This window comes from Pseudomonas sp. LS44, assembly GCF_024730785.1.
Lineage (GTDB): Bacteria > Pseudomonadota > Gammaproteobacteria > Pseudomonadales > Pseudomonadaceae > Aquipseudomonas.
In genome coordinates, this window is sequence record NZ_CP102830.1 from 281,970 (window position 1) to 306,097 (window position 24,128).

The 24,128-nt window shown below is 66.0% G+C and carries 18 protein-coding genes; 9 read left to right on the forward strand and 9 right to left on the reverse strand.

Translation table 11 applies throughout. The annotated features are described in order from the left end of the window. The first annotated feature begins 151 nt into the window (after positions 1-151). Entirely contained in the window at positions 152-763 is a 612-nt protein-coding gene (locus NVV93_RS01300) for a response regulator transcription factor (RefSeq protein ID WP_258252662.1), read from the forward strand. Continuing rightward, positions 760-2,532 (forward strand): hybrid sensor histidine kinase/response regulator, encoded by a 1,773-nt coding sequence (locus NVV93_RS01305; RefSeq protein ID WP_258252663.1) that lies wholly within the window; start codon positions 760-762, stop codon positions 2,530-2,532. Before NVV93_RS01300 ends, NVV93_RS01305 begins: the two co-directional genes overlap by 4 nt. 658 nt (positions 2,533-3,190) lie before the next feature. Here NVV93_RS01305 and ilvD read toward each other — a convergent pair. Continuing rightward, positions 3,191-5,029 (reverse strand): dihydroxy-acid dehydratase, encoded by a 1,839-nt coding sequence (gene ilvD, locus NVV93_RS01310; RefSeq protein WP_258252664.1) that lies wholly within the window; start codon positions 5,027-5,029, stop codon positions 3,191-3,193. A gap of 481 nt (positions 5,030-5,510) precedes the next feature. Further along, a complete protein-coding gene (locus NVV93_RS01315; RefSeq protein WP_258252665.1) occupies positions 5,511-6,848 on the reverse strand; it encodes a dicarboxylate/amino acid:cation symporter in 1,338 nt (445 codons plus the stop codon). 251 nt (positions 6,849-7,099) lie between these two features. Between NVV93_RS01315 and NVV93_RS01320 the strand changes: the two genes are divergently transcribed. After that, entirely contained in the window at positions 7,100-8,935 is a 1,836-nt protein-coding gene (locus tag NVV93_RS01320; protein ID WP_258252666.1) for an ATP-binding protein, read from the forward strand. 8 nt (positions 8,936-8,943) lie between these two features. Then, positions 8,944-10,296, forward strand: a complete 1,353-nt coding sequence (locus NVV93_RS01325; protein ID WP_309137391.1) for a sigma-54 dependent transcriptional regulator — start codon at positions 8,944-8,946, stop codon at positions 10,294-10,296. Between the two features lie 239 nt (positions 10,297-10,535). Here NVV93_RS01325 and NVV93_RS01330 read toward each other — a convergent pair whose 3' ends face one another. Beyond that, the gene (locus NVV93_RS01330; RefSeq protein ID WP_258252668.1) at positions 10,536-11,732 is read right to left on the reverse strand and encodes a class I SAM-dependent rRNA methyltransferase; all 1,197 of its coding nucleotides are present in this window, start codon (positions 11,730-11,732) and stop codon (positions 10,536-10,538) included. Between the two features lie 401 nt (positions 11,733-12,133). On the opposite strand from NVV93_RS01330, the gene NVV93_RS01335 reads away from it, so the two are divergent. The 4 genes from NVV93_RS01335 (at position 12,134) to NVV93_RS01350 (ending at position 16,457) form a co-directional block, all read left to right on the forward strand. Beyond that, positions 12,134-12,946: an HDOD domain-containing protein gene (locus tag NVV93_RS01335; RefSeq protein WP_258254258.1), complete on the forward strand. Its 813-nt coding sequence runs from the start codon at positions 12,134-12,136 to the stop codon at positions 12,944-12,946. A gap of 156 nt (positions 12,947-13,102) precedes the next feature. Continuing rightward, on the forward strand, positions 13,103-13,915 hold the full coding sequence (gene mutM / locus NVV93_RS01340) for a bifunctional DNA-formamidopyrimidine glycosylase/DNA-(apurinic or apyrimidinic site) lyase (RefSeq protein ID WP_258252669.1): 813 nt from the start codon (positions 13,103-13,105) through the stop codon (positions 13,913-13,915). Positions 13,916-14,054: 139 nt separating this feature from the next. Continuing rightward, positions 14,055-14,399, forward strand: coding sequence for a multidrug transporter (locus NVV93_RS01345; RefSeq protein ID WP_258252670.1), 345 nt, complete (start codon positions 14,055-14,057; stop codon positions 14,397-14,399). Between the two features lie 204 nt (positions 14,400-14,603). Then, positions 14,604-16,457, forward strand: coding sequence for a Na/Pi cotransporter family protein (locus tag NVV93_RS01350; protein ID WP_258252671.1), 1,854 nt, complete (start codon positions 14,604-14,606; stop codon positions 16,455-16,457). Positions 16,458-16,513: 56 nt separating this feature from the next. Here the strand turns inward: NVV93_RS01350 and ggt are convergent, their stop codons facing one another. The 6 genes from ggt to NVV93_RS01380 form a co-directional block, all read right to left on the reverse strand. Beyond that, positions 16,514-18,235 carry a gamma-glutamyltransferase gene (gene ggt / locus NVV93_RS01355; protein WP_258252672.1) on the reverse strand — a complete coding sequence of 574 codons (1,722 nt, stop codon included), beginning with the start codon at positions 18,233-18,235 and terminating at the stop codon, positions 16,514-16,516. 94 nt (positions 18,236-18,329) lie between these two features. Beyond that, positions 18,330-18,581, reverse strand: a complete 252-nt coding sequence (locus tag NVV93_RS01360) for a YfhL family 4Fe-4S dicluster ferredoxin (RefSeq protein WP_258252673.1) — start codon at positions 18,579-18,581, stop codon at positions 18,330-18,332. Between the two features lie 245 nt (positions 18,582-18,826). Continuing rightward, positions 18,827-19,306, reverse strand: a complete 480-nt coding sequence (gene coaD, locus NVV93_RS01365; protein WP_258252674.1) for a pantetheine-phosphate adenylyltransferase — start codon at positions 19,304-19,306, stop codon at positions 18,827-18,829. 173 nt (positions 19,307-19,479) lie between these two features. Then, entirely contained in the window at positions 19,480-21,072 is a 1,593-nt protein-coding gene (locus tag NVV93_RS01370; RefSeq protein ID WP_258252675.1) for a GMC family oxidoreductase, read from the reverse strand. A 46-nt stretch (positions 21,073-21,118) separates the two neighbouring features. Continuing rightward, positions 21,119-21,664 (reverse strand): twin-arginine translocation pathway signal protein, encoded by a 546-nt coding sequence (locus tag NVV93_RS01375; protein ID WP_258252676.1) that lies wholly within the window; start codon positions 21,662-21,664, stop codon positions 21,119-21,121. A gap of 55 nt (positions 21,665-21,719) precedes the next feature. Further along, on the reverse strand, positions 21,720-23,165 hold the full coding sequence (locus NVV93_RS01380) for a coniferyl aldehyde dehydrogenase (RefSeq protein ID WP_258252677.1): 1,446 nt from the start codon (positions 23,163-23,165) through the stop codon (positions 21,720-21,722). A 221-nt stretch (positions 23,166-23,386) separates the two neighbouring features. Between NVV93_RS01380 and NVV93_RS01385 the strand changes: the two genes are divergently transcribed. Then, positions 23,387-24,070, forward strand: coding sequence for a TetR/AcrR family transcriptional regulator (locus tag NVV93_RS01385; RefSeq protein ID WP_258252678.1), 684 nt, complete (start codon positions 23,387-23,389; stop codon positions 24,068-24,070). The last annotated feature ends 58 nt before the right edge of the window (positions 24,071-24,128 follow it).

The window sequence follows — 24,128 nt, forward strand, 5'->3', positions numbered from 1 at the left end:
CAGGGCGTTGCGCGCGCGGCAGCGGGGGGGCTGGCGACTCTCTGGCCTGGTGTTTTTTTAGGCAGTCACCTTAACCAGCAGTGAATGTGCAGCCCAATAGTCCATTTGGACTGGCTTGCGCGGCGAGCCGTTAAGACATTGAATGGCCACCATGACTAAACACCTGCTGCTTATCGATGACCATGCGTTGTTCCGCTCCGGGGTGGGCCTGGTGTTGGCCGCCGGCTTGAGCGATGTTCAGCTATCCGAGGCATCCTCCTTGGCGCAGGCGCTGCTGTGCCCGAGCGAGGCGGTCGATCTGGTGCTGCTGGATGTGCAGCTTGAGGGCGGCAACGGTCTGGATGGCATCGCGGCGCTCAAGGGCAAGTGGCCGCTGGCCAAGGTGCTGGTGGTGACTGCCTTGCAGGATGCGCGGGTTGTTCAGGAGGCACTGGCACGCGGTGCCCATGGTTTCGTGTGCAAGACCGAGACCCCCGCGCGCATGCTGGAACTGATCGCCCAGGCGCTCGCTGACGAGCTGCCCGCTCAGGTGTTCCCGTCCTTGCTGCCGGAGGCGAGTCAGCCGCCGGTCAGGCTGACGCCCCGGCAGTGTGAGGTGCTCGATTTGCTGTGTCAGGGGCTGTCCAACAAGATGATCGGCCGGCGCCTCAACCTCTCGGAGAACACCGTGCGCGGGCATGTGCAGGCCACCCTGTTGGCGTTGCAGGTGTCCAGTCGCTCGGAAGCGGCCTTCGTGGCGCGTCGCCTGGGGTTGAGCCTTTGAACGAGGTAGCGCTGAGCGACAAGCTGGGCCTGGACATCCGCATCGAGCAGGTGCGGCTGGTGTTCATCGGCATGCGCAGCTCGCTGTTCCTGGGTCTCGCCCTGGCCCTGGTGCTGCTGCTGGCCCTGGACTCCGCCGAGAACCGCCAGCGCTTGCTGGGCTGGTTTGCCCTGGTGGTGGTGACGCGCGTGCTGTGCGTGGGTTACGCGATGCTGGCCCTGCGCCGCGGCGTGACGCCGGGCAACGCGTCCCGGCTGATTCTGGGCATGAGCCTGATCAAGGTGCTGGAGGGTTTGGCCTGGGGCTCATTGGCCTGGGTGGTGATGGGGCACGGCTCGCTGATGGAGCAATTGCTGGTCATGGCCTCGCTGGCCGGGGTGAGTGGCAATGCGGTGTCGCTGCTGGCGCCGGTGTTCCCCCTCTATGCCAGCATGCAGTTTGCGCAACTGGTGGCCATCAACAGCAAGCTGTGGCTGATCGGGGATGCGTCCTATCGCAATCTGGCCATTGGCTGCAGCCTGTATGTCGCCGGCCAGGTCGGGCAGGCGCTGATCGCCCAGCGGGCGTCGCGGCGCTCCATCGCCCTGCGCTTCGAGAACCTCGACCTAGTCGAACGCTTACAGGTGGAGAGCGAGCGAGCCGAGGCGGCGCGGGACACGGCCGAGCAGGCCAATCTGGCCAAATCGAAGTTCCTGGCCGCCGCCAGCCATGACCTGCGCCAGCCGGCGTATGCCCAGGAGCTGTTTCTGGAAGTCCTGGCGCGCAGCGAGCTGTCGGACATACAGCACAAGGTGTTGAACCGTGCGCGGGCGGCCAGCCAGGCCTCGGCGCAGATGCTCAATACCTTGCTGGATTTTTCGCGTATCGAGGCCGGGGTGATCGAGCCGCAGCGCCGGGCGTTCCGCCTGCAGCCGTTGTTCAACAAGCTGGAGAATGAACTGGGCAGCCTGGCGGATGCCAAGGACATCGTCTATCGATGCCGCGAAACCCAGTTGGCGGTGGATTCCGACCCGGCCTTGCTGGAGCTGATGTTGCGCAACCTGATCGCCAACGCGATCCGCTATACCGAGCGGGGCGGCTTGCTGGTCGCCTGTCGCAGGCGCGGCGATGCGGTGTTGATCGAAGTCTTCGACACCGGCATCGGCATCGAGCCGTCGCAGCAGGGCGATGTGTTCCGCGAGTTTCACCAGCTGGGCAATCCGGAGCGCGACCGCCTCAAAGGGCTGGGTCTGGGCCTGGCAATTACCGAGGGCTTGGCGCGTTCGCTGGGGCACGGCGTGAGCCTGGTGTCCCGGCCCGGCCGTGGCAGTGTGTTCCGGATCCGCCTGCCCCTGGCCCAGGGCAACTTCAGCGACGATGTGTTCGAGCAGCCCAGTGCGCCGCAATTGCAGGCCAAGCGTTTGCGTGGCCTGCGGGTGCTGGTGATCGATGACGATGCCAGCGTGCGCGATGGCATGCTGCACCTGCTGGAGGATTGGGGCTGCGAGTGCCGCGCCGTGGAGGATATTGAGGATGCGCTGCGGCAGGTCGAGCAGTGGCCGGTGCAGGTGTTGATCAGTGATTACCGCTTGCGCGAGCACCAGACCGGCGCCCAGGCCATCAGCCAGGTGCGCGAGGCGTTGGGCGCGGCGGTGCCGGCCTTGATCATCACCGGCGACACCGCGCCGGAACGCTTGCGCGAGGCGCGTACCAGTGGTGTGCCCTTGTTGCACAAGCCCGTGTCGCCCGCGCAGTTGTACCGGGCGCTGGTCAACAGCCTGGACGACTGAGCGGCCCGCCACCGCGGCGGCGCCCGACGGTGCAATTGGTAGCGCTGCGAGGTAGGGCGGGTGAAACCCGCGAGTGGCGAACCTTGGCGGGTTGCACCCGCCCTACAGGTCTACGCGGACAGAACCCTCTCCTTCTGGGGAGAGGGCAGGGTGAGGGGGCGCAGCGAGGTAGGGCGAAGATGTTGCGTTGCTACGAAGCTCCCTCCCCTCACCCCGGCCCTCTCCCCAGCGGGGAGAGGGGGAGGAGGTGCAGTTTGTAGGATGGGTTGAGCTGCGCGGTTGCCAGCGAGGTAGGGCGGGTGAAACCCGCGAGTGGCGAACCTTGGCGGGTTGCACCCGCCCTACAGGTCTACGCGGACAGAACCCTCTCCTTCTGGGGAGAGGGCAGGGTGAGGGGGCGCAGCGAGGTAGGGCGAAGATGTTGCGTTGCTACGAGGCTTCCTCCCCTCACCCCGGCCCTCTCCCCAGCGGGGAGAGGGAGAGGAGGTGCAGTTTGTAGGATGGGTTGGGGCACGCAGGTCCGTAGGATGGGTTGAGCGAAGCGATACCCATGCGGCGCAAATGTTGGGTATCGCTTCGCTCAACGCCAACCTACAGGCGCCCGAAAACAAAAAAGCCCGGCACTTGGCCGGGCTTTCGGTGACACGCGGGTGACGACTCAGCCGTCGAGCAGCGCCTTGTCGCGCACCGCGCCCTTGTCGGCGCTGGTGGCGAGCAAGGCGTAGGCCTTCAGCGCGGTGGTGACTTTGCGCGGACGGGCTTCGACCGGCTTCCAGCCTTTCTGATCCTGCTGCACGCGGCGTGCGGCCAGCTCGTCGTCGCTGACCAACAGGTTGATCGAGCGATTGGGGATGTCGATCAGCACCTTGTCGCCGTCGCGCACCAAGCCGATGGCACCGCCTGCGGCGGCTTCCGGCGAGGCGTGGCCGATCGACAGGCCCGAGGTACCGCCGGAGAAGCGGCCGTCGGTGAGCAGGGCGCAGTCCTTACCCAGACCTTTGGATTTCAGGTAGCTGGTCGGATAGAGCATTTCCTGCATGCCCGGGCCGCCTTTAGGGCCTTCGTAGCGGATGATCACGATGTCGCCGGCCTTCACTTCGTCGGCGAGGATGCCGCGCACGGCGCTGTCCTGGCTCTCGAAGATCTTCGCTTTGCCTTCGAACACATGGATCGACTCGTCGACGCCGGCGGTCTTCACCACACAACCGTCGACGGCGATGTTGCCGTACAGCACGGCCAGGCCGCCTTCCTGCGAGTAGGCGTTGGCGACGCTGCGGATGCAGCCTTCGGCGCGGTCGTCGTCGACGGTATCCCAACGGGTCGACTGGCTGAACGCCGTCTGGGTCGGGATACCGGCCGGGCCGGCCTTGAAGAAGGTGTGCACGGCCTCGTCTTTAGTCTGGGTGATATCCCACTGGGCGATGGCGTCGAGCATCGACGGGCTGTGAATGGTCGGCACGTCGGTATGCAGCAGCCCGCCACGCGCCAGTTCGCCGAGGATCGAGAAGATCCCGCCGGCGCGGTGCACGTCTTCCATGTGGTACTTCTGGATGTTCGGCGCGACCTTGCACAGCTGCGGCACGGTGCGCGACAGGCGATCGATGTCGCGCAGGTCGAAGGCCACTTCGCCTTCCTGGGCGGCGGCCAGCAGGTGCAGGATGGTGTTGGTCGAACCGCCCATGGCGATGTCCAGGGTCATGGCGTTCTCGAACGCCTTGAAGCTGGCGACGTTGCGTGGCAGCACCGACTCGTCGTTCTCGCCGTAGTAACGCTGGCACAGCTCGACGGCCAGACGCCCGGCGCGCAGGAACAGCTGCTCGCGGTCGCTGTGGGTGGCCAGGGTCGAACCGTTGCCCGGCAGGGCCAGACCCAGGGCTTCCATCAGGCAGTTCATCGAGTTGGCGGTGAACATGCCGGAGCAGGAGCCGCAGGTCGGGCAGGCGCTGCGCTCGTACTCGGCGACTTTCTCGTCGGAGGCGCTGTCGTCGGCGGCGACCACCATGGCGTCGACCAGATCCAGGCCGTGGCTGGCCAGTTTGGTCTTGCCGGCTTCCATCGGCCCGCCGGAGACGAACACCACCGGGATGTTCAGGCGTAGCGCGGCCATCAGCATGCCGGGGGTGATCTTGTCGCAGTTGCTGATGCAGACGATGGCGTCGGCGCAGTGGGCGTTGACCATGTACTCGACGGAGTCGGCGATGATCTCGCGGCTCGGCAGCGAATAGAGCATGCCGTCGTGACCCATGGCGATGCCGTCGTCGACCGCGATGGTGTTGAATTCCTTGGCCACGCCGCCGTGCTTCTCGATCTCGCGGGCGACCAGCTGGCCGAGGTCCTTCAGGTGCACGTGGCCGGGCACGAACTGGGTGAAGGAGTTGGCGATGGCGATGATCGGCTTCTTGAAGTCTTCATCCTTCATCCCGGTGGCGCGCCACAGGGCGCGGGCGCCGGCCATGTTGCGGCCGTGGGTGGAGGTCTTCGAACGGTAATCAGGCATGACGGATTCCTGCGGCTAATCAGGGAAGCATTGATGTGTTGCGAGCTGGGTCAGCGGTGGATCGTCGCGCGACGCGAGGGGCGTTGGTCGAGACGGGATCACCGTCCGCACCGCCCGGGCTCACAAGCCCGCCGAGGATGATTGGCGAGGGATAGGCCGATTCTACGCCGCCGGCGCCCACTGGGGAAAGGCTGACGGTCGGCCGGTGGCGTCCGCGAGGTTCGGTGCCTCCGCTTTCCCCAGCCCCGTAGCCCGGATGCAATCTGGGAGTCCCACGGGCCTTGTTCCCGCCGGCTCGGCTCCCGTGCGTGCTGCTCCCGGATTGCATCCGGGCTACCTGCGCTCATGCCACCGTGGACTGCTTTTATCCCCTCGCCCCTCTGGGGAGAGGGCTAGGGAGAGGGGTGGCGGTGCGACCCTCTCACCACGCTGGCCGCCAAGGCTCCTCTGTCGTGATCGAGAGAGGAGTGAAGGCTCGGGCTTAGGCCGCTTGCGACAGCGTCGGGGCGGCCGCAATGGGCGAGGCGCTCGGGCGACGCAGGGCGTCGGCCAGCTGGTCCTTGTCCAGCTCGCCTTCCCAGCGGGCCACGACGATGGTCGCTACCGCGTTGCCGACCAGGTTGGTCAGCGCGCGGCATTCGGACATGAAGCGGTCGATACCGAGGATCAGCGCCATGCCGGCAACCGGCACTGCCGGCACCACTGAGAGGGTCGCGGCGAGGGTGATAAAGCCGGCGCCGGTGATCCCCGCCGCGCCCTTGGAGCTGAGCATGGCGACCAGCAGCAGAAGGATCTGATCGCTCAGCGCCAGCGGCGTGTCGGTGGCCTGGGCGATGAACAGCGCGGCCAGGGTCATGTAGATGTTGGTGCCGTCGAGGTTGAACGAGTAGCCGGTGGGGATCACCAGACCGACCACCGAACGCTTGCAGCCGGCCTTCTCCATCTTGTCCATCAGGGTAGGCAGCGCCGCTTCCGAGGAGCTGGTGCCGAGCACCAGGAGCAGTTCTTCCTTGATGTAGCGGATCAGCGCGAAGATCGAGAAGCCGTTGTAGCGCGCCACCGCACCGAGCACCACGACCACGAACAGCAGCGCGGTGAGGTAGAAGGTGCCGATCAGCATGGCTAGGTTGGCCACCGAGCCGATGCCGTACTTGCCGATGGTGAAGGCCATGGCGCCGAACGCACCGATCGGTGCGGCTTTCATCAGGATCGACACCAGTTTGAAGATCGGTGCGACCAACGCCTGGAGGAAGTTCACCACCGGGGTGCCCTTGTCGCCGACCAGCGCCAGGGAGATCCCGAACAGCACCGAGAAGAACAGCACCTGGAGGATGTCGCCAGAAGCGAAGGCGCCGACGATAGTGGTCGGGATGATGCTGCTGAGGAAGCCGACGATGCTCTGCTCATGGGCCTTGGCGGCGAAATCGGCGACCGCCTTGGGGTCCAGCGAGGCGGCGCTGATGTGCATGCCAGCGCCCGGCTGGACGACGTTGCCGACGATCAGGCCGATCACCAGGGCCAGGGTCGAGAAGGTCAGGAAATACAGCATCGCCTTGCCGGCGACGCGGCCGACTTTCTTCATGTCGCTCATGCCGGCGATGCCGGTGGCGATGGTCAGGAAGATCACCGGGGCGATGATCATCTTCACCAGCTTGATGAAGGCATCCCCGAGCGGCTTCATCGCCTCACCGAGCTGCGGGTAGAAATGCCCGAGCAGGATGCCGATGAAGATGGCCAGCAGGACCTGGAAGTACAGGTGGCTGTAAAGAGGCGCTTTCTTGGCCGGCGCGAGGTCGGCGGTGAATTGTACAAGGCTCATTGTTATATCTCCGGGGGCCTGCCAGGCCCAGGTAGTCGAACGGTGACGAAGCCGTGACCTCGTTGAGCAAGTCCTGAGCAAGGGCCGCGCCAGCTTTTCGTTATACGGTTAAGTTGTTGATATATAAGTTGTTTGTATGGAGTTTTGAGGCGAGTGGCGGCTGCTGTTGGGCGGATATCCGCACAGAGGTGTTGGGCTTTGTGCGGAATTCGGCGCAGACTTTCGCCTCCCCCTTCCCGCGGCGACTGGCCATGAGTGGATTCGATGCAAGTACCCGGTACGGACGACGGCGCGCCTGGCTGCTGTTCGGTCTATTCGCCGTACTGCTGGCGACGCTGACCTTGTGGCTGGCCGGGGAGTACGGCCGCCGTCAGGCCTACACCGAGCTCGGCGAACGCGCGCGCCGCGATGCCGACCTGAACAGCGTGGTGTTGCGCACCGTGCTGGAGAAGCAGCGCTCGCTGCCCTTCGTGCTCGCCCAGGATCGCGACATCCGCGACGCCCTGGTGTCGCGCAATGCCGCCGCGCTGCGGCGCATCGACCAGAAGTTCGAGAGCCTGCTGGCCGGCACCCGCGCCTCGGTGATCTACCTGTTGGATGCCGGCGGCCTGGCCGTGGCGTCCAGCAACTGGCGCGAGCCAACCAGTTTCGTCGGCTCGCGCTACGACTTCCGCGCCTACTACCGCCAGGCTGCGGCCGGCGGCAGCGCCGAGCACTACGCGCTGGGCAGCGTCAGCCAGCGTCCGGGCCTGTACATCTCGCGGCGCGTGGAAGGGCCGTCGGGGATGCTCGGTGTGGTGGTGGTCAAGCTCGAGTTCGATCAGGTCGAGCTGGACTGGCAGCGTGCCGGCGACAGCAGCTACGTCACCGATGCGCACGGCATCGTGCTGATCACCAGCCGGCCGGCGTGGCGCTTCATGACCCTGGCGCCGGTCGCCGCCGAGCAGCAGGGGGCGATTCGCGAGAGCCTGCAGTTCGGCGCCGCCTCGCTGGCGCCGCTACCGATCGAGCCGCGCACTCCGCAGGGCGAGCCGGACGTGGTGCGCGCGCAGCTGCCGGGCGCCGCGGCGCCGGCCGAATTCCTGCGGGTCAGCACCGCGGTGCCGGCGACCAACTGGCGCCTGCACCTGCTGGTGCCGACCGCGTCGGCGGTGCAGGGCGCGATGCGCGAGAGCCGCAGCCTGGCGCTGTTCGGCCTGGGTTTGCTGCTCGGCCTCGCCGCAGTCGTCCTCTACCGGCGGCAGAAGGCGATCCAGCGCGCCGCCGAGCAGGAAGCGGCGCGTCAGGAACTGGAACGCCGGGTGATCGAGCGCACCCGTGAGCTGAGCAGCGCCCGCGACCAGCTGCAGGAGCAGATCGACGAGCGCCTGAAGACCGAGGCCAGCTTGCAGTCGGTGCAGCAGGAGCTGGTGCAGGCCAACCGCCTGGCGATTCTCGGCCAGGTCGCCGCCGGCGTGGCCCACGAGATCAACCAGCCGGTCGCAGCGATCCGCAGCTACGCCGACAACGCGCGCACCTTCCTCAGCCGCGACAACGGCGAGCAGGCTGCGCGCAACCTGGAGCAGATCGCCAGCCTCACCGAGCGTATCGGCACCATCACCGACGAGCTGCGCAACTTTTCGCGCAAGGGCCGCCGCGAAATCGAGCCGATCCGCCTGGTCGAAGTCATCGACGGCGCGCTGCTGCTACTCGGCAGTCGCTTCCGCCAGCGCTACGGCCGCATTGAAGTGGCCATGCCGCCGGCCGAGCTGCGGGTGATGGGCACGAGCATTCGCCTCGAGCAGGTGCTGATCAACCTGCTGCAGAACGGCCTGGAGGCGGTGGAGAGCCATCCGGACGGGCGCATCGAAGTCAGCGTCAGTGAGCAAGATGAGCGCGTGGCGCTGATCGTCAGTGACAACGGTGCGGGCATCCCGGCGGCGATCCTGGCGGCGCTGTTCACCCCGTTCAACACCTCCAAGGAGGGCGGCCTAGGGCTCGGTCTGGTGATCTGCAAGGACATCGTCAGCGAGTTTGGCGGGCGCATCGAGGTCGCCAGCAGCGCCGCCGGTAGCCGTTTCACCGTGTATTTGCAGAAGGCCGTCTGACCATGGATATCCGTTCACTCGTGGCCTTCGTCGACGACGATGCCGAACTGCGCGCCGCCAATCAGCAGAGCCTGGAGCTGGCCGGCTTCGAGGTGCTGCCGTTCGCCGACGCGGAAAGCGCGCTGGCCGCCCTGGATGCCGACTTTCCGGGAGTAGTGGTCAGCGACGTACGTATGCCGCGCATCGACGGCCTGGAGCTGTTCGCCCGCCTTAAGGCGCTCGACCCCGACCTGCCGGTGATTCTGATCACCGGCCATGGCGACATCCCGATGGCGGTGGAAGCGCTGCACAACGGCGCCTATGACTTCATCGCCAAGCCCTACGGCGCCGAGCGCCTGGTGCAGAGCGTGGCGCGCGCCGCCGAGAAGCGCCGCCTGGTGCTGGAGAACCGCGCGCTGCGCCTGGCCGCCGAGAGCGCCGAGGAAAGCCTGCCGCTGCTTGGCCAGACCCCGGCCATGCAGCACCTGCGGCGCACCCTGCGGCACATCGCCGACACCGACGTCGACGTGTTGATCGCCGGCGAAACCGGCAGCGGTAAGGAGGTGGTGGCGCGCCTGCTGCACGACTGGAGCCGGCGCAGCCGCGGGCACTTCGTCGCGGTCAACTGCGGCGCGCTGCCGGAGACCATGATCGAGAGCGAGCTGTTCGGCCACGAGGCCGGTGCCTTCACCGGCGCGCAGAAAAAGCGTATCGGCCGCATCGAGCATTCCAGTGGCGGCACGCTGTTCCTTGACGAGATCGAGAGCATGCCGGCGTCAGCGCAGGTGCGCCTGCTGCGCGTACTCGAGCAGCGCGAGGTGGTGCCGCTGGGCAGCAATGAACACCGCGCCCTGGACCTGCGGGTGGTCGCGGCGGCGAAGATCGACCTCGGCGACCCGGCGCAGCGCGGCGATTTTCGCGAGGACCTGTACTACCGGCTGAACGTGGTGACCCTGAGCATTCCGCCGCTGCGCGAGCGCAAGGACGATATCCCGCTGCTGTTCGCGCACTTCAGCCAGCGCGCCGCGGCACGTTTCAAGCTGGGCGCTCCGGAACTGAGCGCCGAGTTGCGCCGCCAGCTGTTTCAGCACGACTGGCCGGGCAACGTGCGCGAGCTGGCGCACTTCGCCGAACGCTGCGTGCTCGGCCTCAACCCCAGCGCGGCGTCCGCAGCGCTGGTCGACGTGCCGCTCGAAGCGAGCCTGCCGGAGCGTCTGGAAGCCTACGAAGCCGAGCTGATCCGCCAGGCGCTGGCCGCCAACGCCGGCGACGTGCGCGCCACTCTGGAAACGCTGGGCATCCCGCGCAAGACCTTCTACGACAAACTGGCCCGCCACGGCATCGACCGCGCCGAATACGCCGGGCGCAAGGACGCCGAATAGGCCGTCATCGGCGCCAGGGTTACGGCAGTAGGAGCGAATTCATTCGCGATGGCGGTGGCCGGGATCGCGAATGAATTCGCTCCTACAACGGGTATTGGTGAGACGGGTAGGGCGGGTGCAACCCGCGGGTTTCACCCGCCCTACGTGATGTGGCTGCTACGAGCGCCCGAGACACACCTTTCGCCGTCGGCCGCGATTCGGCACGGCGCGCGTGCCTCGGCACCTCGGCACTACGGCCGTCAGGCGTTGGGCAGCAAGCGTACGGTCAGGCTCTTGATGTAGCGGGTCTCGGCGATTGCCGGGTGAACCGGGTGATCCGGGCCCTGGCCGCCGCGTTCGAGCAGCTGGATGTTGCGGTCGAGGTGGCGGGCGCTGGACAGCAGGATGTTCTGCAGATCGTCCTCCGGCAGGTGCATCGAGCAGGAGGCGCTGACCAGGATGCCGTCCTTGTTGAGCAGGCGCATGGCCTGTTCGTTGAGGCGGCGGTAGGCGGCTTCGCCGTTCTTCAGGTCCTTCTTGCGTTTGATGAACGCGGGTGGGTCGGCGACGATCACATCGAAGCGTTCCTCGGCGGCCTTGAGCTCCTTCAGCGCCTCGAACACGTCGCCTTCGACGCACACCAGTTTCTCCGCCACGCCGTTCAAGGCGGCGTTGCGCTCGACGCCGTCCAGGGCCATCGCCGAACCGTCCACGCACATCACTTCACTGGCGCCGAACGCCGCCGCCTGCACGCCCCAGCCACCGATGTAGCTGAACAGATCGAGCACGCGCTTGCCCTGTACGTAAGGGGCCAGGCGCGCGCGGTTCATCCGGTGGTCGTAGAACCAGCCGGTTTTCTGCCCGGCCACCACCGGCGCTTCGAATTTGACGCCGTTCTCTTCCAGCGCGACCCATTCGGGGACCACGCCGAACACGGTTTCCACGTAACGCTCGAGACCTTCGGCATCGCGCGCCGCGGAGTCGTTCTTGAGCAGGATGCCGCGTGGCTTGAGGACCTGGATCAGGGCGGCGAGCACCTCGTCCTTGTGGCGCTCCATGGTCGCCGAGGCGATCTGCACCACCAGGATGTCGAAGAAACGGTCGACCACCAGACCCGGTAGCAGGTCGGAGTCGCCATACACCAAGCGGTAGCACGGTTGATCGAACAGCCGCTCGCGCAGGCTCAGGGCGACATTGATGCGGTGCACCAGCAGCGACTTATCGAACACGTGCTTCAAATCGCGCGACAGCAGGCGCGCGCAGATCAGGTTGTTCGGGCTGATGCCGACGATGCCCAGCGGCTTGCCGCCAGCGGCTTCGAGGATCGCCTGGTCGCCGGCCTGAAAGGCGGCGAGCGGGGTGGCGGCGACGTCGATTTCGTTGCTGTAGACCCACAGATGACCGGCGCGCAGGCGGCGATCGGCGTTGGCTTTGAGGCGCAGGCTGGGCAGGGACATGGGGGCGCTCCGAAAAAAAGAGCGCGAGTATAGCCCAGCGCACCCAGCCGCCGCTGGCCGCCCGGTCAGGCGGCGCGAGCGTCGGCCAGCCAACCGCAGTGGCTTTAGGCGGCGAGCAGTTCGAGCAGCTGGCGATTGAAGGCCGGCAGATCGTCCGGTTTGCGGTTGCCGATCAGGTTGCCGTCCCGGATCACTTCCGACCGGGGCGTCGCGTCGGATACTCAATTTCCGACCGTCGCGGCCGACAAGGTTTCAGCTTCATTCGTCCGCCGCCGGCCACATTGGCCATCCTGCGGTGCCTGCACGCAGGTTAGACTGCGTGCTCAACGTCGAGCAGTCGTTAGCGTATGAACCAGGAACTTTCCGCCGAACAGATCCAACAGGTATTGCAGGGCATCAGCGTGCCGCCGCAGCCGCAGATCATGGTCGACCTGCAGATGGAGCAGGTCATGCCCAACCCCGATCTGAAGACCATCGCCCGCCTGATCGGCCAGGACCCGGGGCTGTCCGGGGCCTTGCTGAAGATCGTCAACTCGCCGTATTTCGGCCTGGCCAACAAGATCAGCTCGATCCAGCGCGCGGTTAACCTGCTCGGCAGTCGCTCGGTGATCAACATGATCAATGCGCTGTCGATCAAGGGCGAGATGAACGACGAGACCATCGTCACCCTCAACCGCTTCTGGGACAACGCCCAGGACGTGGCGATGACCTGCCTGACCCTGGCCAAACGCATCGGCTGCGAGGCGGTGGACGAGGCCTACACCCTCGGCTTGTTCCACAATTGCGGCATCCCGCTGATGCTCAAGCGCTTCCCCCAGTACATGGGCGTGCTCGAGGAGTCCTACGCCAGTGCCAGTGCCGAGCGGCGCATCGTCGACACCGAGAACCGCCTGCTGAATACCAACCATGCGGTGGTTGGCTACTTCACCGCGCGCTCGTGGAACCTGCCGCAGCACCTGTGCGAGGCGATTGCCAGCCATCACAACTGCCTGTCGCTGTTCGGAGACGACTCCGGCCGCGACGTGCAGCTGAAGAACCTCTTGGCGATCCTCAAGATGGCCGAGCATATCTGCGAGTCGTACCGGGTGCTCGGCGACCAGGACGTCGACCTCGAATGGGAAACGCTGCGCGCCCCGGTGCTGGAATATGTCGGCCTGTCCGGCTACGACTTCGATAACCTCAAGGAAAGCATCCGCGATCTGGGACGCTTCTAGCTTGTTTATCCCCTCGCCCCTCCGGGGAGAGGGTTAGGGAGAGGGGCGGACGTTCTCGTTGCCGCTGGCCCTCTCCCCCAGCCCCTCTCCCCCCTCTCTATAAAAGAAGGGCGGGCGAGGGGAGCTCCTAACCTGATATAGCGTTGAATGACTGCCATGCCCGAACTTCCAGAAGTCGAAACCACCCGCCGCGGCATCGAGCCGTACCTCAAGGGCCAGCGCGTCAGCCGGGTGATCGTCCGCGAGCGGCGGCTGCGCTGGCCGATTCCCGAGGACCTCGACGTGCGCCTGTCCGGCCAGCGCATTGTCAGCGTCGAGCGGCGCGCCAAGTACCTGCTGATCGGTGCCGAAGTCGGCACGCTGATCAGCCATCTGGGCATGTCCGGCAGCCTGCGCCTGATCGAGCAGGGCCTGCCGGCGGCCAAGCACGAGCATGTCGACATCGAACTGGAGTCCGGTCTGGCGCTGCGCTACACCGACCCACGGCGCTTCGGTGCGCTGCTGTGGAGCGACGATCCGCTCAACCACGAGTTGCTGCGCAAATTGGGCCCCGAGCCGCTGACCGACCTGTTTGATGGCGAGCGCCTGTACCAGCTGGCGCGCGGCAAGAACATCGCCATCAAGCCGTTCATCATGGACAACGCGGTGGTGGTCGGGGTCGGTAACATCTACGCCAGCGAGGCGCTGTTCGCCGCTGGCATCGATCCGCGTCGCGCCGCCGGTAGCGTGTCGCGGGCGCGCTATGTGCGCCTGGCGCAGGAGATCAAACGGATCCTCGCGCATGCCATCGAACGGGGCGGCACCACCTTGCGTGATTTCGTCGGTGGCGATGGCCAGCCCGGGTATTTCCAGCAGGAGCTGTTCGTCTACGGGCGTGGCGGTGAATTCTGCAAGAGCTGCGGCAGCACCTTGCGGGAAGTCAAACTCGGCCAGCGCGCCAGTGTCTATTGCCCACGCTGTCAGCGTTGAGCGCCACGCCAGCCGCGCAAGCCAGGGGATATGCGTTGTTCAGCGATTGAAGGGCGTCACGCTGACAAGCCGGCAAGCGCTGTTATAGTTATCGCCACTGCCAACCTATAATCAATAAAACCTTTGAAGGACCATCCCCATGAACCTGTTCCGCGCAACCGCTGTTGTCTTGGCTCTGACCACTGGCCTGCTGGCGTTGCCGGCTCAGGCGCAGGAGGCCATGCAGCAGAATGTCAGCGGTGATCCGCTCTACACCGCCAATGCGCCGGATGCTTTTTCGATGGTGGCGGATCTATTGATTGCCCGTCCGCTGCTGATCGGCGCCACTGTGATCGGCGCGGCGGCCTTTGTGGTTGCTTTGCCGTTCGCTGCGACGGGTGGTGGCATTGGGGCTGCCGGCCGCGCGTTGGTGGTCGAGCCCGGCAAGGCCGCGTTCGTGCGTTGCCTGGGCTGCACCGGCGACGGCTACAACAAGCGCCAGTAACTCGCCAGCAGCTTCGCGAGCCTCGGGTGATGAGCCCGGGGCTTTTTATTGCGTGCGATTTGCTGGCGCCAGTTCCGGAGCCGGGTGGCACAGCGAAGCGCCTCCATGCCACCGTCGTGCGCGCGTCCAGGCGCCGAGCGTGAGGCGCTGCCTGTCGGGACAGTGGGTTGTGCTCTAATTGGCCGTTCCTGTTAACGGAGTGGCATGGACGTGAAGCACTACTTGCGCATCATTTTGCTGGGACTGGTCGGTGCCGGGCTGGTCTATTCGTTCTGGTCCAGCGCCGGCTGGCTGCAGTTGTGCGCCGGTCTGGCGCTGTTCCTGTTCGGCATGCAATGCCTGGAAGAGGGGCTGCGCCAGCTGGCCGGCAGTAAGCTCGAGCACTTGCTCGGCAAGAGCACGGCAACGCCGTTCAAGGGCCTGATGTTCGGTGTCTGCGGCACCATGCTGCTGCAATCGAGCACCCTGGTTTCGCTGCTCACCATCGCCTTCATCAGCACCGGACTGATCCAGCTGGCCGGCGGCATCGCCATCCTGTTCGGCGCCAACCTCGGCGCCACCAGCGGCATCTGGCTGCTGGCGCTGGCCGGGCAGAATCTCAGCCTTAGCCCGCTGGCCCTGCCGTTGCTGGTGTTCGGCGTGCTCGCCAGCTTCAGCGGAGCGAAGAGCAAGGCCGCCGGGCGCATCGTGCTGGGCATCGCCTTCATCTTCCTCGGCATCGACCAGATCAAGGACGGCTTCACCAGCTTTGGCGGCGGCCTGGACATGAGCCAGTACCAGCTCGACGGCGTCGCCGGCCACCTGCTGTTCACCGCCGTCGGCCTGATCGGTACGGTAATCCTGCAGTCCAGCCACGCGACCCTGATTCTGACCCTGGCGGCGCTCGCGGCTGGGGATCTGCAGCTCGGCCAGAGCCTGGCCATCGCCATCGGCTCGAACGTCGGTAGCAGCGTCAGTACCGCCTTCGTCGGCTCGCTGGGCGGTAACCGCAGCGGTCAGCGCCTGGCTCTGGCCCACGTGCTGTTCAATGTGGTCACCGCCAGCCTGGCGTTTATCCTGCTGACTCCGCTGGCCCGGCTGGTCGAATGGCTGACCGCGCAAGTCGGCCTCGGCGACAACAGCCTGATCCAGCTGGCGCTGTTCCACAGCCTGTTCAACGCCTCGGGGGTGCTGCTGTTCTGGCCCTGGCAGGGCTACCTGGCGACGCTGCTGACGCGGTTGCTGCCGGATCGACCGGAGCCGCAGGTGCTGATCACCGAACTGGCACTGGATGATCGCCCGCCCGAACGCACCCGCGCGCGCTACCTCAGCGAGCGCGCGCTGGATTCCGCCGATGCCGCTGCCAGCGCGGTGGTCCAGGAGCTGCGCCACCTGGGTCGGCTGAGCCTGGAGGTGATTTGCCACGCGCTGTACCTGCCGGTCGACCAACTGGCCCGCGTGCAAGTCGATAGCGCCTTGCTGCAGGCCCGGCCGGAGCCCCATGGTCTGGATGCCGAGGCGCTTTACCAACACCATATCAAGGGCGTGTATGGCGATCTGCTGAGCTTCATGGGCCGCCTGGAAGTGTCGCTGGACGAGGCTCATCAGCAGTTCTGGACCAGTTGCCAGGTGGCGGCTTTGCAGCTGGTGGACGCGGTCAAGGACGCCAAGCACCTGCAGAAGAATCTCGGCCATTACCTGCGCGAGGAGCCGTCGACCGTGCGTCAGGCTTATGTCGAGCTGCGCGGTCACCTGCTCGCGCTGCTGCATCAGATCGACGAACTGGTGCGCGCGGAGCTCGGCGACGAAGCCTGGAGTGCGCACCTGCAGCGTCTCGACGAGCAGGCCGCGGTGTTCGATGCGAGGTTTCGCGAGCAGCTGTTCACCCTGGTCCGTCAGCAGCGGCTGGATGGCCTGCAAACCAGCTCGCTGATGAACGACCTGGGCTACGTCAGTCGTATCTTCCAGAGCCTGCGCAATGTGCTGCTGCTTGGCGAGGGCCAGGAGCCGCTGCGTGCGCTGCGGCGGATCGAGGCGGGCGACGAAACGCTGATCGTCGTGCCGGGGCATCAGGGCTGAATCGCGCGCATCGGCTCACGCAGCGCATCTGCCGCACAGCAGGTACGACGATGGCGTCAGGGTGTCGGCTGTGCCTGCTTGGCCGGGGCGGCGCCCTGGGGTAGCGGCCAGGGCAGCAGCACGCTGGCTTCGCCGATGCCGCGCGGGTCGCTGGCGGCTTCCAGGTCGCCGCTGCGTTTGTCCCAGCGCAGCGCCTGCAGGTTGCCGTAGCGGCTGGCGAGCTTCTCCAGGGTGTAGCCGCGCTGGCTCAGGGCCTGGACTTCGGCGGCGCTGAAGGTGCCGGGCTCGTGTTGCACCACGTCGGGCAAATACTGGTGATGGTAGCGCGCCACCACCGGCCACTGGCTGGTTGGCTGGCCGTCGAGGTAAGCAAGCATGGCCAACAGCACCATGCTTGGAATGCGACTGCCGCCGGGGGTGCCGAACACCGCGAGCTGCTCGGCGCTCTCGATGAAGCTCGGGCTCATGCTCGACAGCGGCCGCTTGCCGCCGGCGATCAGGTTGGGCTGGCTGCCGCTCAGGCCGTAGGCGTTGACCCCCTGCGGCTCGGCGGCGAAGTCGTCCATCTCGTCGTTGAGCAGCACCCCGGTGCCCGGCACGGTAAAGGCCGCGCCGAACGGCAGGTTGACTGACAGGGTGGCGGCCACCGCGTTGCCGTCCGAGTCGATCACCGCGAAGTGTGTGGTGTGGTCGCCCTCGTGCCAAGCCGGGGCGCCCGGCAGGGCACTGCTCGGCGTGGCGCGCTGGGCGTCGATGCTGGCGGCCAGGCGCTTGAGGTAGTCCGGGGCGAGCAGTTGCGGCAGTGGGTTGGCGACGAAGTCGGGGTCGCCGAGCAGACCGCGGTCGCGGTAGGCGCGGCGCAGGCTTTCGATCACATAGTGGGCGCGCTGCACGCGGTCGGCGTCGCGCCACGGCAGCTGCTGGAGCATCGCCAGGCTCTGCGCCAGAGCTACGCCACCGGCCGAGGGCGGTGGCGCGCTGATCAGCTCGCGGCCATCGGCGAGGGCGAAGCGCAGCGGCGTGCGTTCCACCACCTTGTAGCCGGCCAGGTCGGCCAGGGTCCAGATGCCGCCGGCGGCGCGCACGCCGCTGACCAGCTTCTCCGCCGTCTCGCCGGCGTAGAAGCCGCTGCGGCCGTAGCGCCCCAGGCGTTCCAGGGTGCGCGCCAGCTGGGTTTGCTGCAGGTAGCCCCATTGTTCGGGCACCTGGCCGTCGACGAGGAACAGCCGTGCGCTTTCCGGGTCGGCGCGCAGCGCCTCGAGGCGGGCGAGGGCGCGCTCGCGGTACACCCGGTCGATCGACACGCCGTCACGCGCTAGGCGGATCGCCGGGCCGAGGCTGTCGATCAGCGCCAGCTTGCCGTAGTTGGACGCCAGGTGGACGAGCCCCGCCGGCAGGCCGGGAATCGCCGCGGCCAGCGGACCGTTCAGCGACAGCTCGCGCACCACTTTGCCCTGGCGCACGTAGAGGTCGGCGTGGGCGGCCTGCGGCGCGCGTTCGCGGGCGTCGATGAAGCGGTAGGTCGGCGGTGTGCCGGCCTGGCGCAGGAGGAAGAAGCCGCCGCCGCCGAGGCCGGAGCCGTAGGGTTCGGCGACCGCCAGGGCGGCCGCGACGGCCACCGCCGCATCGAAGGCGTTGCCGCCGCTGCTCAGGGCTTCCAGGCCAGCCACCGTGGCCGCCGGGTGCGCGCTGGCCACCGCAACCTTGCCCGGCGCCTCGGCGGCCCAGGTGGTGGCGGTGGTCAGCAGGAGGAGGAACAGTAGGGGCAGGCGCTTCATCGTCGATCCAGGCGCGTGGCGGTCACAGCAGTATGGCCGAAGGTGCCGGCTTGGTTGGCACGCCGACGGCGGTGCGGGCACGTGCGGAGGCGGATCAGGCTTTGCCGGTGAGCTTGCGGTATTTCTCCATCAGCTCGTCCTTGCTTTCCACATGGCCATCGTCCAGCGGGATGCAATCCACCGGGCAGACCTGTTGGCACTGCGGCTCGTCGTAGTGGCCGACGCACTCGGTGCACAGGTTGGGGTCGATCACGTAGATCTCCTCGCCTTGGGAGATCGCCGCGTTTGGGCATTCAGGTTCGCAGACGTCGCAGTTGATGCAGTCGTCAGTGATTTTCAGGGACATCGAACAACTCCTGCCAGGCCGGACGGCCATGGCATTGGGAACACAATGGGCAAATTGTGCCGCATCGCCGCCCGGCTTGCACGCCGGGCGGACGTCCTGCACTTAGAACCTGCTTACGATCTGCTGCGCGTTGGCCATACGGCGTTGAAATCGGGCTCAGAATGCTCATTTACAACGCGTAAACTGCGCTTCTTCGCCCGATTTCGCCTTGTCTGGCCCTAGCTCGCGAGATCGTAAACAGGTTCTTAGCGCTTGAAGCGTTCGGCCAGGGCCGCGGCGACTGCCGGGTGGACGAACTTGTTGATATCGCCGCCCAGCGCGGCGATTTCGCGCACCAGGGTCGACGAGATGAAGGAGTACTTTTCCGACGGCGTGAGGAACATGCTTTCCACGTCAGGAACCAGTTGGCGGTTCATGTTGGCCAACTGGAATTCATATTCGAAGTCCGAGACCGCGCGCAGGCCGCGCAGGAATGCATTGGCGTTCTGTTCCTTGGCGAAATGCGCGAGCAGGGTGGAAAAGCCCACCACTTCGACGTTCGGCAGATGCTTGGTGACTTCACGGGCCAGTTCCACGCGTTGCTCGAGAGAGAACAGCGGATTCTTTTTCGGACTGGCGGCAACCGCAATGATCAGCGTGTCGAACAGTCGTGAGGCACGCTCGATCAGATCAGCGTGACCCTTGGTGATCGGGTCGAAGGTACCTGGGTATAGCACTCGATTCATCGTGACGTCCTGGCGGAGTCCGTGGGGGAGTCGGATGGTAGCGCAGCGAGGTGGCTGGGGCCAAGCCGCAGGAGGAAGCGCGGCTGGACGTAGGATGGGTCGAGGCGCGCAGCGACGATACCCATCGTTGCCGGGGCGATGGATATCGCGGCGCTCAGGCTAGGCGCCCCATCCTACGCTTTCAGACGCTCGACCAGCGCCGTGGCCAACTGGGCGGTAAGGCCATAGACCGACAGCTGCGGGTTGGCGCCGATGCTGGTGGGGAACAGCGAGCCGTCGTGAATCGACAGGTTCTCCAGCTGGTGATGGCGACCGAGGCTGTCGGCAACCGCCAGGCTGGCGTCCTCGCCCATTGCGCAGCCGCCCATCACGTGGGCGCTGCCCAGGCGGGTGCGATATAGCTCCAGACTCAGTCCGTCGATCAACTGACGCGCTTCGCCGAGAGTTTTCACGAAGCCGGCATCGTTGTGCATCGGCATCACCGCTTTAGCGCCTGCAGCGAACTGGATCTCGGCCATGCTGTGGAACGCGCGGCGCACGCCGTTCCAGGTGTAGTCGGTCATCCGGTAGTCGAGCACCGGGCTGCCGTCGCCGCGCAGCTCCACGCTGCCCTCGGCGCTGTCCGGGTGGAAGCCGTCGCGCATCAACGCGAGGACTACGTTGGTGTGCGGCAGCTGCTCCATGCGCAGGGCGTTGTCGACGCCGAAGCGGCCGAGCAGGGTGGAGGTCAGCGCCGGGTGCAGTGGCGGTACTTCGAGCTTGTAGGACATGCGCCCGCTGGCGCCTTGGTCCCACTGGAAATGATCGGAATAGATCGACTGCGGCGCGCCGTAGAACGGGTTGATGACCTGCTCGAAGTGCGCGGCGGAGAAGTTCACCAGATGCAGGAAGGTGCGCTTGCCCAGCCGTCCGTGCGGGTCTGGTGCTTGCGAGCGGAGCAGCAGCGCCGGGCTGTTGATACCGCCGCCGGCGAGCACGTAGTGCTTGGCCTTGACGGTGATCTTGCGCCCGGTCGGCGCCACGCAGCGCTCGTCGAGACCGACGCACTCGATCCCGCTGACCTTGTCGCCGTCCACCAGCAAGCGTTCGGCACGCGCCAGATAGAGCAGCTCGCCACCTTTATCGAGGGTCGCCGGAATGGTCGTGACCAACATCGATTGCTTGGCGTTGGTCGGGCAGCCCATCCCGCAGTAGCCCAGGTTCCAGCAGCCGCGCACGTTGCGCGGGATGGCTTTCCAGGGATAACCGAGCTTTTCGCAGCCGCTGCGGATCACGTCGTTGTTGGGGTTGGGTGGAATCATCCACGGCGCGACGCCCAGGCGCTGTTCCATCTTCTCGAACCACGGGGCCATTTCGGTGACGCCATGACCTTTGACGTTGTGCTCCTTGGCCCAGTGCTCGAGGGTCGGTTCCGGGGTGCGGAAGCTTGAGGTCCAGTTGACCAGCGTGGTGCCGCCCACGGCGCGGCCCTGGAGGATGGTGATGGCGCCGTCCTTGCTCATCCGCCCGATGCCTTCCTGATAGAGGCTCGGGTAGGCCTCGGCCTCCTGCATCTTGAAGTCGGAGCTGGTCTTCAGCGGCCCTTCCTCGATCAGCAGGACCTTGAAGCCGGCGGCGCTGAGGATCTCCGCCGTGGTTCCGCCGCCGGCGCCGCTGCCGATGATGGCCACGTCGGCTTCCAGGGTCAGGTCCTGCTCCAGGCGCGAACCATCGTAGGTTTTCCAGCCGCGGGCCAGGCCCTCGCGGAACAGATCGGGTACAGGCATATCGGGCGCTCTCAGGCAGATTCTTATTGGGGACGTAGCGGGTGGTTCAGACCGTCGGCGGGCCGGGGTAGCCACAGTGGGCCCAGGATTCGGGGCGCCCATACCAGGCCATCATCACCAGTTGCAGCAATGCCGCATGGCCCATGCGCAGGAGATTCAGCGAGCTGTTTTCCCAGCGCAGCAGAAAGGCCTGCACGTCGGCGGCTGGGGCCTTTTCCCAGCTGCCCCAGACCCCGGTCAGCGGGCCGCGGGTGATCGGCAGAGCGAGCAGATCGAAGAGCTGCTGGGTCTGCTTCAGCAGTTCCGGGGATACATGGTTGAGGCTGTAGTCGAGGCTTTCGAGGGTGCCCTTGAGCGCCTGCGGCATCTGCTCGCTTGCCACCGCACCGGCCAGCATCACCGGGATCAGCGCGCGCAAGAACGTCAGGTCGGACTCGCGCAGTACGGCGAAACCGCTTGCGGAAGTGCTTGCCGAGCAGCCGCTCAGCGTGGCGGTGAGGCCGGCAGTGGTCAGCAGGGCCGAGCCGAGCAGACCGACTTTCAGCAGTCCGCGCCGCGACAGCTGCGGCGAGGGGAGGGTGGTGTCTGTCATTGTCATTATCACCAGGGCGGTTTTATCGCGGCAGCGGGCAGGCGCTGCCGCGGTATCAACGGATAAACAGTTTGTAGACCAGTTTCTGCAGCGCCTTGCCATACGGCGGGTAGATGGTTTTGGCGGCGTTGAAGCGCTGTTTGACCAGTACGCCTTTGGCCTTGCTGAAGGTCAGGAAGCCTTCGTGGCCGTGGTAGTGGCCCATGCCGGAAGGGCCGACGCCGCCGAACGGCATGTCGTCCTGGGCCACATGCAGCAGGGTGTCGTTGAGGCATACGCCGCCGGAGTGGGTTTCTTCGAGCACGCGCTGCTGCTCGTCCTTGTCATAGCCGAAGTAATACAGGGCCAGCGGCCGCGGGCGCTCGTTGATGTAGGCGAAGGCCTGCTCGATGCGCTCGTAGGGGACGATCGGCAGCAGCGGGCCGAAGATTTCGTCCTGCATCAGCTTCATCTCGTCGTTGACGTTCAGCACCAGGGTGTGTGGCAGGCGCCGGCCCTGGGCTTGCGGGTAGAGCGGCACCAGCTTGGCGCCCTTGCCCTCGGCGTCGCTCAGGTAGCCCTGCAGGCGCAGGACCTGGCGCTCGTTGATAATCGCGGTGTAGTCCGGGTTGTCGGTGAGCTGCGGGTAGAAACCCAGCACTGCCTGGCGATAGGCCTCGACGAAGCCGTCGACGCGGTCCTTGGGCACCAGTACGTAGTCGGGCGCCACGCAGGTCTGCCCGGCGTTGACCGTCTTGCCGAAGGCGATGCGCTCGGCGGCATCGGCCAGCGGTACGTCGGCGGAGACGATGGCCGGCGATTTGCCGCCCAGTTCCAGGGTCACCGGGGTGAGGTTCTCCGCTGCAGCGCGCATCACGTGCTTGCCGATGCTGGTGGCGCCGGTAAACAGCAGGTGGTCGAACGGCAGCTTGGAGAAGGCCATGCCGACTTCGGCCTCACCGAGCACCACGCTGACCAGGTCCTCGGGGAAGATCTTCGCCATCAGCTGCTTGAACAGCAGCGAGGTGGCAGGGGTCGACTCGCTCATCTTGATCATCACCCGGTTGCCGGCCGCCAGCGCACCGACCAGCGGGCCGACGGCGAGGAACAGCGGGTAGTTCCACGGCACGATCACCCCAACCACGCCGAGTGGCTGATAGACCACCTTGGCGCTGGCCGGCTGAAATGCCACGCCGACCGCGCGCTTGGACGGCTTCATCCATTTCTTGATGCGTTTGCTCGCGTAATGGATGCCGAGCAGGCTGGGCATCAGTTCGGCGAGCAGGGTCTCGTCGGCGGAGCGATTGCTGAAATCCTTGGAAATCGCCTCGATCAGCGCCTGCTGCTCGTTGCGCAGGAGTACGCGCAGGGCTTGCAGCCACTCGATGCGCTGTTGCGCCGACGGCATCGGCTGGGCCCGGAAGGCGGCGCGTTGGCGCTGGAACAGGCTGTCCAGCTCGCTGCTCTGCTGCTGGCTGTATTGCACGCTGTCGAGAAAGGGAGAGGCGATTGTGGCGACCATTGTTGCGGCTCCTCGGCGGACCGTTTGTTGTTGTGCAGTCGCTGGATTTTTAGAGCAATTGCTCTAATCTGTCAAACAGCTTGCCGGTTGCCGCGTCGAGTGGCAGCCCAACCAAAAGCGGGCGCTGCTCCGGCGTGCTCCGCCCAGTAACACCTGCAGCGGTCAAGCCTGTACCTTTGCCGAATTGGCGGGGACGCCGCCGCTTCATTTAGATACGAGCCATGGCCGCACAAATCAAAACCCGCGAGCGCATCATTCAAGCCAGCCTGGAACTGTTCAACAGCCAGGGCGAGCGCAGCGTGACCACCAACCATATCGCCGCGCACCTGGGGATTTCCCCGGGCAACCTGTACTACCACTTCCGCAACAAGCAGGCGATCATCGCCGAGCTATTCGCCGAGTACGAAAGCCACGTCGACACCTTTTTGCGCGTACCCGAGGTCCGCGCCCTGACCATCGACGACAAGACCTTCTACCTCGAGGCGCTGCTGGCGGCGATGTGGCGGTTTCGTTTCATGCACCGTGACCTCGAGCATCTGCTGGAGGCCGATCCCGCGCTGGCTGCGCAGTACCGCAGCTTTTCGCAGCGCTGCCTGAGTCATGCCACGGCGATCTACCAGGGTTTCGTCGCGGCCGGCATCTTGCGCATGAACGCCGCGCAGATCGAGGCGCTGACCCTCAACAGCTGGATCATCATGACCTCCTGGGTGCGCTTCTTGTGCACCACCCGCGGCGATCCCGGCGACCTCAACGAAGACCTGCTGCGTCGCGGGATCTATCAGGTGTTGGCGTTGGAAGGCGGCTACCTCGCTCCGGAAGCGGACGATGCGGTGCAGGCGCTGTACGCCAAGCTGTATGTGCCGCTGGAGCAGATCATCCCACCCAGCGCAGATGCAATTTCGTAGGTTGGCGCTGAGCGCAGCGATGCCCAACGTCGATCTCGAACCTTGCCGAACAGTGACG

What these genes read in the sequence shown, in the direction of transcription:
- NVV93_RS01320 (WP_258252666.1), top strand. Translation starts at nt 7,100, where the DNA reads ATGAGTGGATTCGATGCAAGTACCCGGTACGGACGACGGCGCGCCTGG.
- NVV93_RS01350 (WP_258252671.1), top strand. Translation starts at nt 14,604, where the DNA reads ATGGACGTGAAGCACTACTTGCGCATCATTTTGCTGGGACTGGTCGGT.
- mutM (WP_258252669.1), top strand. Translation starts at nt 13,103, where the DNA reads ATGCCCGAACTTCCAGAAGTCGAAACCACCCGCCGCGGCATCGAGCCG.
- NVV93_RS01375 (WP_258252676.1), bottom strand. Translation starts at nt 21,664, where the DNA reads ATGACAGACACCACCCTCCCCTCGCCGCAGCTGTCGCGGCGCGGACTG.
- NVV93_RS01380 (WP_258252677.1), bottom strand. Translation starts at nt 23,165, where the DNA reads ATGGTCGCCACAATCGCCTCTCCCTTTCTCGACAGCGTGCAATACAGC.
- NVV93_RS01345 (WP_258252670.1), top strand. Translation starts at nt 14,055, where the DNA reads ATGAACCTGTTCCGCGCAACCGCTGTTGTCTTGGCTCTGACCACTGGC.
- NVV93_RS01300 (WP_258252662.1), top strand. Translation starts at nt 152, where the DNA reads ATGACTAAACACCTGCTGCTTATCGATGACCATGCGTTGTTCCGCTCC.
- ggt (WP_258252672.1), bottom strand. Translation starts at nt 18,235, where the DNA reads ATGAAGCGCCTGCCCCTACTGTTCCTCCTCCTGCTGACCACCGCCACC.
- NVV93_RS01385 (WP_258252678.1), top strand. Translation starts at nt 23,387, where the DNA reads ATGGCCGCACAAATCAAAACCCGCGAGCGCATCATTCAAGCCAGCCTG.
- NVV93_RS01370 (WP_258252675.1), bottom strand. Translation starts at nt 21,072, where the DNA reads ATGCCTGTACCCGATCTGTTCCGCGAGGGCCTGGCCCGCGGCTGGAAA.
- NVV93_RS01315 (WP_258252665.1), bottom strand. Translation starts at nt 6,848, where the DNA reads ATGAGCCTTGTACAATTCACCGCCGACCTCGCGCCGGCCAAGAAAGCG.
- NVV93_RS01330 (WP_258252668.1), bottom strand. Translation starts at nt 11,732, where the DNA reads ATGTCCCTGCCCAGCCTGCGCCTCAAAGCCAACGCCGATCGCCGCCTG.
- NVV93_RS01360 (WP_258252673.1), bottom strand. Translation starts at nt 18,581, where the DNA reads ATGTCCCTGAAAATCACTGACGACTGCATCAACTGCGACGTCTGCGAA.
- coaD (WP_258252674.1), bottom strand. Translation starts at nt 19,306, where the DNA reads ATGAATCGAGTGCTATACCCAGGTACCTTCGACCCGATCACCAAGGGT.
- ilvD (WP_258252664.1), bottom strand. Translation starts at nt 5,029, where the DNA reads ATGCCTGATTACCGTTCGAAGACCTCCACCCACGGCCGCAACATGGCC.